Source organism: Pseudonocardia autotrophica (assembly GCF_003945385.1).
GTDB lineage: Bacteria > Actinomycetota > Actinomycetes > Mycobacteriales > Pseudonocardiaceae > Pseudonocardia > Pseudonocardia autotrophica.
In genome coordinates this window covers 6,419,570-6,432,058 of record NZ_AP018920.1, presented here as the reverse complement: position 1 = coordinate 6,432,058, position 12,489 = coordinate 6,419,570, and the positions used below count along the sequence as shown (strand labels likewise).

The following is a 12,489-nucleotide window of genomic DNA, read 5'->3' as shown; positions in this document are numbered from 1 at the left end:
GAAATGACAGGACCTGCCAACACCTCGGGGCGGATCGCCTTCGTGGGCAGCGGACCGGGGGACCCGGCGCTGCTCACCGTGCGCGCCAGGGATGTTCTCGCCGGCTCGCCGCTGGTGATCACGGACCCGGACGTACCGGAGGGCATCCTCGCGCTCGCCGCCGACGGCGCCGAGGTGCGCCCGGCGGTCGGCCAGCCCGCCGACATCGCGAGTGACCTGCTGGCGGAGGCCGGCCAGGGCCGTTCGGTGGCCCGGCTGGTCTCCGGTGATCCGCTCACCAACGACGCGGTGGTGGCCGAGGCGCTCGCCGTCTCGGCCTCCGGGACGGCGTTCGACGTGGTGCCGGGCGTGCCCGCCTCCACCGCGGTGCCGGCCTACGCCGGTGTCGCGCTGGGCTCCGCGCACGTCGAGGCCGACGTGCGGGCCGGCGTCGACTGGGCCGCGCTCGCCGCCAGCCCGGGACCGGTCGTGCTGCACGCCACCAGTGCGCTGCTGGCCGACGTCGCGTCCGGGTTGTCCGCCCAGGGCGTGCCCGCGGAGACCGCGGTCGCGATCACCGCCGGTGGCACCACGTCCACCCAGCGGACGATCTCGTCGTCGATCGGCAAGCTGGCCGGCGACGGCAGCGACCTGGAGGGCGCGCTGGTGCTGACCGTCGGCGACGCCGCCGGTCGCCGCGGTGAGCTGTCCTGGTGGGAGTCGCGCGCGCTGTACGGCTGGCGGGTGCTGGTGCCGCGGACCAAGGACCAGGCCGGCGTGATGAGCGAGCGGCTGCGCATGCACGGTGCGATCCCGGAGGAGGTGCCGACGATCGCCGTCGAGCCGCCCCGGTCGCCCGCGCAGATGGAGCGCTCGGTGAAGGGCCTGGTCGACGGCCGCTACCAGTGGGTCGTGTTCACCTCCACCAACGCGGTGAAGGCCGTGTGGGAGAAGTTCGCCGAGTTCGGCCTGGACGCCCGCGCGTTCTCCGGCGTGAAGATCGCCTGCGTGGGCCGCTCCACCGCGGAGAAGGTCCGCGAGTTCGGCATCGAGCCGGAGCTGGTCCCGGACATCGACGAGGCCCAGTCGTCCACCTCCGAGGGGCTGCTGGAGATCTTCCCGCCGTACGACGACGTGCTGGACCCGGTCGACCGGGTGCTGCTGCCGCGCGCCGACATCGCCACCGAGACGCTGTCCGCCGGGCTGCAGGAGCGCGGCTGGGAGGTCGACGACGTGACGGCCTACCGGACCGTCCGTGCGGCCCCGCCGCCCGCGCCGATCCGTGAGGCGATCAAGACCGGCGGGTTCGACGCGGTGTGCTTCACCTCGTCGTCGACGGTGCGGAACCTGGTCGGCATCGCCGGCAAGCCGCACGCCCGCACGCTGGTCGCCTGCATCGGCCCGGCCACCGCCGAGACGGCCCGCGAGTTCGGTCTGCGGGTCGACGTGCAGCCCGAGGAGGCCCGGGTCCCGAGCCTGGTCGACGCGCTGGCGAGCCACACGGCCAAGCTGCGCGCCGAGGGCAACCTGCCGCCGCCGAAGAAGGTCAAGGCGCGCCGCCGCTGAGCGGCGCATCGGCACAGCCGCTGAGCGGCGCATCGGCACAGCCGCTGAGCGGCGAGTCGATACAGCCGCTGAGCGGCGAGTCGATACAGCCGCTGAGCGGCTCGCGTGTGATGTCACGGCCCCGTCTCCCACCTCGGTGGGGGGCGGGGCCGTCGCCTCATGCGGCGGCGGCCTTCACCAGGGTCCGCAGGCACATCTCGCGGGTCTCCCGGGGGCTGCGCCCGGCCGGTTCGGGGAGGTAGAAGGCGGCGAACAGGCCGCACCAGATGTGCCCGGCCAGCCAGTCGGCGTCGAGCTCGCGGTCGATGGTGCCGTCGGCGTGGCCGCGGTGCACGATCCCGGCGACGAGCCTGTCCTCCTCGTTGTCGGCGGCGTCCTCCTCGGTGATCTCGCCGCGCATCCACCAGGCGAAGACCTCGCGCGCGTCGATCATCTCGCCGCAGAGCCGGGTGTAGGCCTCGAGGCCGGTGCCGTCGTCGGGGCGGGAGCGGCGGATCGCGTCGGCGTACTCGCCGACGACGAACGAGTCGACCGCGGCGGCGAGGGTGGCCCGGTCCGGGTAGTAGCGGTGCAGCGTGCTCCGCGCGACGCCGGCGGCCTCGGCGACCTCGCCGAGTGCGGCGCCGGGATTGCCGGACAGCACCTCGATGGCGGCGCGGAGGATCGCCCGCCGGGTCCGCTCCTTCGTGGGGCTCTCCTGCTCCTCGACCGTCACGTAGCGACCATAACAAATAACTCATGTGCGAAATTGGGACAGTTGTGTCTTACTTGAAGGCATGACTGTCGTGACCGAACCTCCTTCCCGGATCGGGATCCTGTGGGACCACGCCCGCCCGCACCTACCGACGCTGGTGTTCGGTCTCGTTCTGGCGCTCGCCGGATCGGCGATGGAGCTGGCGAGCCCGCTGGTGACCAAGTGGGTGCTCGACACGGTCGCCGACGGCGGGTCCCTGTCCGGGCCGGTGCTGCTGTTGATCGGGCTGCTCGTGGTCGGCGCCGGCATCACCTGGTGGCAGTGGGTCGTGCTCGGGACGCTCGCCGAGCGGATCGTCTACGACGCCCGCGAGAACATGATCGTCCGCTACCTGCGGGCCAAGGTGCTCCCGCTGCTGGCCCGCCCGGCGGGGGAACTGGTCACCCGGGTCACCTCGGACACCGTGCTGCTGCGCGAGGCGGCGTCGTCCAGCCTGGTCGGGCTGCTCAACGGCGCGGTGATGCTGGTCGGGTCGCTGGTGCTGATGACCGTCCTCGACCCGATGCTGGCGCTGGTGACGTTCGGGGCGACCGCGGTCGTCGTCGTCCTGTTCTCGGTGCTGCTGCCCGCGATCGCGACCGCGCAGGAGCGGGCCCAGGGCGCGCTGGGTGACCTGGGCGGTTCGCTGGACGGGACGCTGCGCGCGGTCAAGACGGTCAAGGCGGCCGGCGTCGAGGACACGGCGCAGGACCGGCTGGTCGCACACGCCGCGGACGCGCGCCGGTTCGGCGTGCGGGCGGTGCGCCGGGAGGCGCTGGTCTGGACGATCGCCTGGGCCGGCCTGCAGGCCGCGATCGTGCTGATCCTCGGGGTCGGGGCGTGGCGGGTCGCGGCCGGCGAGATGAGCGTGTCGACGCTGGTCGCGTTCCTGCTGTACGCGTTCGGGCTGATGGGGCCGATCATGGAGCTCAGCCAGAACCTGAGCACGCTGCAGTCCGGGATCGCGGCGGCCGGCCGGATCCGGGAGGTCCGGGCGCTGGAGTCGGAGCCGGCCTCCGACGGATCCGGTCCCGCTCCGGCGGCCACCGGCGGGGTCGAGCTGCGGGGTGTCGACGCCCGGTATCCGGGTGCGGCCGAGCCTGCGGTGCGCGGGCTGGATCTGGTCGTGCCGGACCGTGGGCACGTGGCGGTGGTCGGGCCGTCCGGCGCCGGGAAGACGACGCTGCTGTCGCTGCTGCTGCGCTTCGTCGATCCGGAGCGCGGCGAGCTGCTGCTCGGCGGGGTGCCCTACGCCGAGCTGGACGCGCACCGGGTGCGCAGGCACTTCGCCTACGTCGAGCAGGAGACGCCGGTGGTCCCCGGGACGATCCGGGAGAACCTCACGCTGGCCGTCCCGGACGTCTCCGAGGAGCGGATCGCCGAGGTGCTGCGCAGCATCCACCTCGATGCCGTGGTCGCGGACCTGGAGCTCGGCCTGGACACGCCGCTGTCGGACACCTCGGTCTCCGGTGGGCAGCGGCAGCGGATCGCGCTGGCCAGGGCACTGCTCGCCGAGCCGCGGGTACTGCTGCTCGACGAGGCGACCGCCCAGGTCGACGGGCTCACCGAGGTGGCGATCCAGACCGTCGTGCGGGCGCAGGCGCAGCGCGGTGCGGTGGTGACCGTGGCGCACCGGCTTTCCACGGTGCTCGACGCCGACGAGATCATCGTGATGGAGGCGTCCCGGGTCGTGGCCCGGGGCACGCACGCCGAGCTGCTGGGGACCAGCGATCTCTACCGGGGCCTGGTGGAGGCGCTGCGGATCCGGACCGACGCCGCCCCGGTGGGCTGACCCGGCCGGGGACGGCGCCCGGCCGGGGGCGCTCTACCCTGGGTCAATGGCTTTCCCGGCGCAGCGTCCCCGCCGCCTGCGGACCACCCCCGCGATGCGGCGGATGGTCTCCGAGACCGAGGTGCGACCCCGGCAGCTGGTGCTGCCGATGTTCGTCCGCGAGGGCGCCACCGAGCCGGTGCCGATCTCGTCGATGCCCGGCGTCGTCCAGCACACCCGGGACAGCCTGCGCAAGGCGGTCGCGCAGGCGGCGTCGGCCGGCGTCGGCGGGGTGATGCTGTTCGGCGTCCCGCAGGTGCACGACGCGACCGGCTCCGGCGCCGTCGACCCGGAGGGGATCCTGAACGTCGCGCTGCGCGATGTCCGCGACGAGGTCGGCGACGATCTCGTCGTGATGTCGGATCTCTGCCTGGACGAGTTCACCGACCACGGTCACTGCGGTGTGCTGGACGCCGACGGCCGGGTCGACAACGACGCCACCCTCGACGTGTACGCCCGGATGGGCGTCGAGCAGGCCCGCGCCGGGGCGCACCTGGTCGGGCCGAGCGGGATGATGGACGGCCAGGTCGGCGTCATCCGGGAGGCGCTGGACGAGGCCGGGTTCGCCGACACCGGGATCCTCGCCTACACCGCGAAGTACGCCTCGGCCTTCTACGGGCCGTTCCGGGAGGCGGTGAACTCGCAGCTGCGCGGTGACCGCAAGACCTACCAGCAGGACGGCGGCAACGCCCGCGAGGCGCTGCGCGAGCTGGCGCTGGACCTCGACGAGGGCGCCGACATGGTGATGGTCAAGCCCGCGCTGGCCTACCTGGACGTGCTGGCCAGGGTGGCCGACGTCGCGGACGTACCGGTCGCGGCGTACCAGATCTCCGGTGAGTACGCGATGATCGAGGCCGCGGTGGAGCGGGGCTGGCTGGAGCGGGAGCGCACCATCCTGGAGACGGTCACCTCGATCCGCCGGGCCGGCGCCGACGTGATCCTCACCTACTGGGCTACCGAGGTCGCGGGCTGGCTGGACCGGTAGTGGAGCGACACCACCTGCCCGCGGTACCGCCGAACGTGGCAAACCGGACACCCGTCCGGCTACCGTGGTGGGCGTGAGCAACAACCCCGGCGAGCAGGGCGCGCCCCAGTACTACCGGCCCGGCCCGTCGACCGGGCACTACCCGCAGTACCCGCAGAACCCGTACCCGAACGGCTGGACCCCGGCCGCCGCGCCCGCCCCACAGGCGCATCCGCAGCCGCAGCCGCATCCACAGCCACATCCGCAGGCACATCCACAGGCACAGGCGCAGCCCGGCCCGCAGTGGAACACCGGGAGCGCGCCGCAGGGCTGGGGTCAGCCGCCGGCGGGCCTCGCTCCGGGCGGGACGACACCGGTCGCCCGGCCGCGGCAGGTGGTCACCGCGCTGATCCTGCTGATCGCGGCGGCGCTGCCGTTCGTGCTGATGGGCGCCGCCGCGATGGTCGCCCAGGTCGATCAGGCGACCCTGGACCAGGCGGGCGTCCCGCGGGCCGAGCTCGATGCGGTGATGGCGCAGGCCGGCGTGACGATGGAGCAGCTGACCCAGCTGGTCCGGGTGATGGGCGGGGTGTTCCTGGTCCTGGCGCTGGTCTACGCGGCGCTCGCGGTGGTCGCGTTCCTCGGCCGGCCGGGTGCGCGGCTCGCGCTGGCGGTGCTCACCGCGGTCTACGGGCTGCCGCTGCTGCTGCTGATGGCGCCGACCATCCCGGTGTTCGCGGTCGCGATCCTGGCGATCTCCTCGGCCGGGGTGGTGCTGCTCTACGGGCAGGCCGCGCGGGAGTGGTATGCGTCGCGCAAGGTCGGGGCCGCACGGCGCGCCGGGTGACGGCTGGGAGACTGGCCGGGTGAGCAGCGCGCAGAACCTCGAGCCGAAGGAGTCCGCCCGCCTCTTCGAGCGGGCGGCCGAACTGATCCCGGGCGGGGTGAACTCCCCGGTCAGGGCGTTCAACTCGGTCGGCGGTACGCCGCGGTTCATGGTGTCGGCACAGGGCTACGAGCTGACCGACGCCGACGGCGCGAACTACGTCGATCTCGTCTCGTCCTGGGGGCCGATGATCCTCGGGCACGCGCACCCGGCCGTCGTCGAGGCGGTGCGGGCGGCGGCGTCGAACGGGCTGTCGTTCGGCACCCCGACCGCCGGTGAGATCGACCTGGCCGCCGAGATCGTCGACCGCACCCCGGTCGAGCAGGTCCGGCTGGTCAACTCCGGCACCGAGGCGACGATGAGCGCGATCCGGCTGGCCCGCGGCATCACCGGGCGCAGCGTGATCGTGAAGTTCGCCGGCTGCTACCACGGCCACGTCGACGCACTGCTCGCCGAGGCGGGCTCCGGCGTCGCCACGCTCGGCCTGCCGACCAGCCCCGGCGTCACCGGTGCACAGGCCGCGGACACCGTGGTGGTGCCCTACAACGATCTGGAGGCGGTGCGGGCGGTCTTCGCCGAGCGCGGCGCCGACATCGCCTGCGTGATCACCGAGGGGGCGCCCGGGAACATGGGCGTCGTCCCGCCGGTGGAGGGCTTCAACGCCGCGCTGCGCGATCTCTGCCACGCGCACGGCGCGCTGCTGGTGATCGACGAGGTGATGACCGGGTTCCGGGCGTCGCGCCAGGGCTGGTTCGGCTGCGACGGCGTCGCGGGCGATCTCTACACCTTCGGCAAGGTGATGTCCGGTGGGCTTCCGGCGGCCGCGTTCGGCGGCTCGGTGGAGCACATGTCGTTCCTGGCGCCGGCCGGGCCGGTCTACCAGGCGGGCACCCTCGCCGGGAACCCGGTGGCGGTCGCCGCCGGTCTCACCACGCTGCGCAACGCCGACGAGGCCGCCTACGCGACCCTGCAGGCCAACGCCGACCGGCTCGGTTCGCTGATCACCGCCGCACTGGACCGGGAGGGCGTCGGGCACACCGTGCAGTACGCGGGCACCATGCTCTCGCCGTTCTTCACCGACGCCCCGGTCACCGGCTACGCCGACGCGAAGTCGGCCGAGACCTGGCGCTACCCGGCGTTCTTCCACGCGCTGCTCGCGCACGGGATCTACCCGCCGCCCTCGGCGTTCGAGGCCTGGTTCGTCTGCACCGCCCTGGACGACGACGCGTTCGCCCGGATCGAGGTCGGGCTCGCGGCCGGGGCGAAGGCGGCGGCCGCGGCCACCCGCCCGGACGGGGCCTGAGCCGTGGGCGACCGGACCACACCCGCGCCGACCGGCCCGGTCACCGTGGTGCACCTGCTCCGGCACGGCGAGGTGCACAATCCCGAGCGGGTGCTCTACGGCCGCCGTCCCGGCTACCGGCTCTCCGACCACGGTGAGGCGCAGGCCAAGACGGTCGCGCTGTACCTCGGCGGCAACGACATCGCCGCCGTCGTCGCCTCCCCGCTGCAGCGCGCCCAGCAGACCGCGGGCCCGATCGCCGAGGCGCACGACCTGCCGATCGGCACCGACGAGAACCTGATCGAGGCCGGGAACCTGTTCGAGGGCAAGCGGTTCGCCGTCGGCGACGGCGCGCTGCGGCGGCCACAGGCGTGGCGGCTGCTGCGCGACCCGTTCACGCCGTCCTGGGGCGAGCCGTACCTCGACATCGCGCACCGGATGCTCGGCGCGCTGCACGGAGCGCGGTTGCTCGCACCCGGCCGGGAGGTCGTCTGCGTGTCCCATCAGCTGCCGGTCTGGACGCTGCGCCGGTACCTGCTCGGGCAGCGGCTCTGGCACGACCCGCGCCGCCGCCAGTGCGCGCTGGCGTCGCTGACCAGTGTCGAGTTCACCGGGGCCCGGATGACCGGCCTGCGCTACGCCGAGCCCGCCGGATCCAGCGGTGCGATGGTGATCGGCGCATGAGACGGCTCGCGGTCCCGCTGCTGGCGGCGCTGGCGCTGCTCGCCGGCTGCGGCGTCGGGACGGACGCCGTCGCCGGATCCGGCGAGTTCGCGTTCGTCGCGCCGGGCGGCGAGACCCGGATCGTCTACGACCCGCCGGAGAGCCGCGGGCCGATCACCGACCTGCGCGGCGAGAGCCTGATGAACCCGGGCGCCGAGGTCGGGATCGGCGACTTCCCCGGAACCGTCCGTGTGATCAACATCTGGGGCTCCTGGTGCGGCCCGTGCCGGACCGAGGCGCCGGAGCTGCAGGCCGTCGCCGACGCCGCCGAGGGCGACGCCGTGGTGCTCGGCATCGACGTCCGCGACGACCGGCAGGCCGCCCTGGACTTCAAGACCGACCGCGGCCTGAGCTACGACTCGATCTTCGACCCGGCCGGGCGGACCCTGGCCCGGCTCGACGGCTACCCGCGCAACGTCGTCCCCTCGACGATCGTGCTGGACCGCGAGCAGCGGGTCGCCGCGGTGTTCCTGACCCCGGTCGGGAGCTCGGACCTGATGCCGCTGATCTCCCGGCTCGCCGAGGAACCCGCCCCGGGGGCTCCGGGGGCGGGCTGACGGAGCGCGACCGGACCGTTGCACTACACGTTGTAGAACCCGCTGGCGGGTGTGCGCGGCGGCCCTTCTACCCTGGGGTGCGATGGACCCGACGACCGCCCTCGCGATATCGGGGCCGCTGCTGCTGGCGGCCCTGGTCTCGGTGCTCGCCGGGCTGGTCAGCTTCGCCTCGCCGTGCGTCGTCCCGCTGGTCCCCGGTTACCTCGCGTACCTGGCCGGTTTGGTCGGTGCGCAGCCGCCGCCGGTCACCGAGGCGGAGGCCCGTGAGCGGGAGAGCGCACGGCGCAGCGGGACCGCGGTCGAGCAGCGGACCCGTCCGGACGGACGCTGGCGGGTCGCCGGCGCCGCGCTGCTGTTCGTGGCCGGGTTCACCGTCGTGTTCGGCGCGATCATGGTCGGCGCCGTGTGGCTGTCCGACGTGCTGATCGAGAACGAGGCCGTGCTGCAGCGGATCGGCGGCGTCGTCATGATCGTGATGGGTCTGGCGTTCGCCGGCCTGATCCCGGCCCTGCAGCGCGAGTACCGCTCGCACTGGACGCCGCGCGCCGGGCTGGCCGGGGCGCCACTGCTCGGCGCGGTGTTCGGGCTGGGCTGGGTCCCCTGCATCGGCCCGACGCTGGCCGGTGTGGTCGCCGTCGCCGCGGGCACCGGTGGCGGCTCGTTCCGCGGCGTCGTGCTGATCCTCGCGTACTGCGCCGGCCTGGGGATCCCGTTCGTGGTGATCGCGCTCGGCGCGTCCCGCGCGGTCGGGATGCTGGGCCGGTTGCGCCGGCACACCCGCACGATCCAGGTCGCGGGCGGAGTGCTGCTCGTGCTGGTCGGCGTGCTCCTGGTGTCCGGGGTGTGGGCGCGCTGGCTGATCCAGCTCCAGGTGTCGATCGCCGGGTTCACCCCGCCCATCTGACATGACCTCGCCCCCCACCGCCCCGCCGCAGCCGCCGGTCACCACACCGGACGGCGAGCCGCCGGCGCGCTCCGGCCGGCTCGGCCCGGTGACGGCGTTCCTGCGCAACACCTGGCGCGGGCTGACCAGCATGCGCACCGCGCTGGTGCTGCTGTTCCTGCTGGCGGTGGCCGCGATGCCGGGCGCGCTGATCCCGCAGCGCTCGCTGAACGAGTTCCTGGTCGACGACTTCTACGCCGACTACCCGACCGCCGCCCCGATCATCGAGGCGCTCGGCGGGTTCGAGGTGTTCGCCAGCCCGTGGTTCGCGGCGATCTACCTGCTGCTGATGATCTCCCTGGTGGGCTGCGTGCTGCCGCGCTCGGTGGAGTACTGGCACAGCATGCGGGCGGCCCCGGTCGGCACCCCACGGAACCTGGCCCGGCTGCCGCACCACGTCGACGGCGAATCGACGGAGCCGCCGGACGCCGTCCTGGAGCGCACCCGGCGGTTGCTGCGCGGCTGGCGCCGGGTGGAGCGTTCGGAGCCCGGCGGGGCGACGACGGTGTCCGCCGAGCGCGGCTACCTGCGCGAGACCGGCAACCTGGTCTTCCACCTGAGCCTGATCGGGCTGCTGCTCGGCTTCGCGGGCGGCAAGCTCTACGGCTACGAGGGCGACGTGATCGTCCGGGCGGACGGCGCCGAGTTCTGCAACAGCTCGATCCTCGGCTACGACACGTTCCGGGCCGGGCTGCGGGTGGACGGCACCGACCTCAACGAGTTCTGCGTGCGCGTCGAACAGTTCGACGGGACCTGGCTGCCGAACGGGCAGCCGGCGACGTTCGGTGCGCAGATCGGCTACCAGACCGGTGAGGACCTGGCCGACGGCGTCACCGACTGGCGGCAGAGCGAGATCACGGTCAACAACCCGCTGCGGACCGACGGCGACCGGGCCTACCTCACGGGCTACGGCTACGCGCCGGAGTTCACCGTGACCTGGCCGGACGGCCAGAGCCGCACCGGCGGGATCCAGTGGCGGCCGGTCGACCAGAGCGGCAGCCAGCTCTCCGAGGGTGCGACGAAGTTCGAGCAGCCGGGCATCACCGATGCGGAGCAGCGCCGCACCACCCAGCTCGCGGTGACCGGCACGTTCGCCCCGACCGGGGCGGTCGACGCCGACGGCAACCTCGCGTCGGTGCACCCGGACCTGCGCGCACCGACCGCCGACGTCGCCATCATGCGCGGCGATCTCGGCATCGACGACGGCCGCGGCCAGTCGATCTTCACGGTGGACCAGCAGAAGATCGACGACGGCGAGCTCGTGACGGTGGCCGATGACCGGCTGGGGATCGGCGACAGCGTCACGCTCGACGACGGCACGGTCGTCCGGTTCGACGGCGTCACCCCCTGGGTGAACCTCCAGGTGGGCCACGACCCGGGGCAGATCTGGGTGCTGGTCTTCTCGATCGTGATGGTGGCAGGACTGGCCCTGTCGCTGGGGATCCGGCGGCGCCGCCTCTGGGTGCGGGTGGACGCGATCGACGGCGGCAGCCGCATCCAGCTCGGCGGGCTGGCCCGGACCGACCGGGCGGGCTACGGCGAGGAGTTCGATCGGCTCGGTTCCGAGCTGCTCGACCCGACGGACAAGAAGGACGGTTGACACCGATGCTCGTCGATCCGATCACCTCGATGTGGAGCGACCGGCTGTTCCAGGCCACGCTCGTCGTGCTCCTGATCGCGATGATCTTCACGTCGCTGGAGTACGCGGCGTCCCGGGTCGCCCGGGCGCCGCGCAGGCCGGCGGCCGTCGGGGCAGGTGACAGCGGCTCGGACGCTGAGATCTCCGACACCCCCGAGGAGCAGGACGAGGCCGACGCACCGGCGTCCGGCCGCACCCGGGCCGACCGGTACGGCCGGATCGGGATCTCGCTGATGATCCTGGCCGTGGTGCTGCACGCCGGCTCGATCGTGCTGCGTGGGCTGGCGACCTACCGCTGGCCGCTGGGCAACATGTACGAGTTCACCTCGGCGCTGTGCCTGATGGCGGTCGGTGCGTGGCTGGTGCTGGTGCACAGGCACCCACCGCTGCGTCCGGCCGGGGTGTTCGTGCTGACGCCGACCCTGCTGCTGATGTTCATCACCGGCACCGTGCTGTACGCCGAGGCCGCTCCGGTGGTCCCGGCCCTGCAGTCGTACTGGATCATCATCCACGTCACGACCATCACGCTGGCCTCGGGAATGCTGCTGGTCCCGGGCGTCGCGAGCCTGCTGTTCCTGATGAAGCGCAACGAGCGCCCGGCCACGCTCGCCGCGAAGCTCCCGGGCGCCGAGGCACTCGACCGGTTGGCCTACCGGGTGACGGTTCTGGCCTTCCCGCTCTACACGTTCGGGATCATCACCGGAGCGGTCTGGGCCGAGGCGGCCTGGGGCCGGTTCTGGGGCTGGGACCCGAAGGAGACGGTCGCGTTCGTCGCGTGGGTGCTCTATGCCGCCTACCTGCACGCCCGCGCCACGGCGGGCTGGCGGACCTCCCGGGCGGCATGGATCAACTCGGCCGGCTTCGCCACGATCGTGTTCAACCTGTTCTTCATCAACATGGTGGTTGCCGGGCTGCACTCGTACGCGGGGGTGTGAGGCGCCTCGACCACCGGGTTCAGCACGGCTACCGTCGGCTCCCGTGAGCGAGAACGGTTCCGGCGAGCAGCCCGACGGGTCGGTGGGTCGCTACGTGCGGGAGCGCTGGGGCGCGGCGGAGACGTCCGGACGGTCCTTCGGACGGCGTCGTCGCCCGTCCGGTGATGACTCAGCGCAGCCGGCGAGCGGTGCGCAGCAGGCCCCGTCGCAGCCCCGGTCGCCGTCGGCGGCCGAGCGGGCGGCGTCGGCCCCCGCGCCCGGCCGGGCCGCGGTCGGCACCCAGACTCCGCCCGCCGGTTCGGCGTGGGGCAGCGAGCTGCCGGAGATCGACGACGACCTGGTCGACGAGATCGACCCCTCGACACCACCGCACGGGCTGGACCTGTCGGCGCTGCACGCGAACCCCGGCACGGGGCAGCCGGCGGAGCGGCCCGCGGAACCCGGGTACGCC

11 protein-coding genes are annotated in these 12,489 nt (G+C 73.4%); 10 read left to right on the top strand and 1 reads right to left on the bottom strand.

Going from position 1 to position 12,489, the window contains the following annotated elements; genetic code table 11:
- Window positions 1-3: 3 nt before the first annotated feature.
- A complete protein-coding gene (locus Pdca_RS29920) occupies window positions 4-1,545 on the top strand; it encodes a bifunctional uroporphyrinogen-III C-methyltransferase/uroporphyrinogen-III synthase (protein WP_085910624.1) in 1,542 nt (513 codons plus the stop codon).
- A gap of 157 nt (window positions 1,546-1,702) precedes the next feature.
- On the opposite strand, the gene Pdca_RS29915 is transcribed toward Pdca_RS29920, so the two are convergent.
- Window positions 1,703-2,260, bottom strand: a complete 558-nt coding sequence (locus Pdca_RS29915) for a TetR/AcrR family transcriptional regulator (RefSeq protein WP_085910625.1) — start codon at window positions 2,258-2,260, stop codon at window positions 1,703-1,705.
- 70 nt (window positions 2,261-2,330) lie between these two features.
- Between Pdca_RS29915 and Pdca_RS29910 the strand changes: the two genes are divergently transcribed.
- From Pdca_RS29910 to ccsB, 9 genes are all read left to right on the top strand, one after another.
- On the top strand, window positions 2,331-4,070 hold the full coding sequence (locus Pdca_RS29910; RefSeq protein ID WP_232021277.1) for an ABC transporter ATP-binding protein: 1,740 nt from the start codon (window positions 2,331-2,333) through the stop codon (window positions 4,068-4,070).
- Window positions 4,071-4,116: 46 nt separating this feature from the next.
- On the top strand, window positions 4,117-5,094 hold the full coding sequence (gene hemB / locus Pdca_RS29905; RefSeq protein WP_085910626.1) for a porphobilinogen synthase: 978 nt from the start codon (window positions 4,117-4,119) through the stop codon (window positions 5,092-5,094).
- Window positions 5,095-5,167: 73 nt separating this feature from the next.
- A complete protein-coding gene (locus Pdca_RS29900) occupies window positions 5,168-5,920 on the top strand; it encodes a hypothetical protein (RefSeq protein ID WP_125911615.1) in 753 nt (250 codons plus the stop codon).
- A gap of 19 nt (window positions 5,921-5,939) precedes the next feature.
- Window positions 5,940-7,262, top strand: coding sequence for a glutamate-1-semialdehyde 2,1-aminomutase (gene hemL / locus Pdca_RS29895; protein WP_232021276.1), 1,323 nt, complete (start codon window positions 5,940-5,942; stop codon window positions 7,260-7,262).
- Between the two features lie 3 nt (window positions 7,263-7,265).
- Window positions 7,266-7,925, top strand: a complete 660-nt coding sequence (locus tag Pdca_RS29890) for a histidine phosphatase family protein (protein WP_085910629.1) — start codon at window positions 7,266-7,268, stop codon at window positions 7,923-7,925.
- Window positions 7,922-8,521 (top strand): TlpA family protein disulfide reductase, encoded by a 600-nt coding sequence (locus Pdca_RS29885; RefSeq protein WP_085910630.1) that lies wholly within the window; start codon window positions 7,922-7,924, stop codon window positions 8,519-8,521. The genes Pdca_RS29890 and Pdca_RS29885 overlap by 4 nt, the downstream gene beginning before the upstream one ends.
- A gap of 82 nt (window positions 8,522-8,603) precedes the next feature.
- The gene (locus Pdca_RS29880) at window positions 8,604-9,425 is read left to right on the top strand and encodes a cytochrome c biogenesis CcdA family protein (RefSeq protein WP_085910631.1); all 822 of its coding nucleotides are present in this window, start codon (window positions 8,604-8,606) and stop codon (window positions 9,423-9,425) included.
- Between the two features lies 1 nt (window position 9,426).
- Entirely contained in the window at window positions 9,427-11,064 is a 1,638-nt protein-coding gene (resB, locus tag Pdca_RS29875; RefSeq protein WP_085910632.1) for a cytochrome c biogenesis protein ResB, read from the top strand.
- A gap of 5 nt (window positions 11,065-11,069) precedes the next feature.
- On the top strand, window positions 11,070-12,038 hold the full coding sequence (gene ccsB, locus Pdca_RS29870) for a c-type cytochrome biogenesis protein CcsB (protein ID WP_085910633.1): 969 nt from the start codon (window positions 11,070-11,072) through the stop codon (window positions 12,036-12,038).
- The last annotated feature ends 451 nt before the right edge of the window (window positions 12,039-12,489 follow it).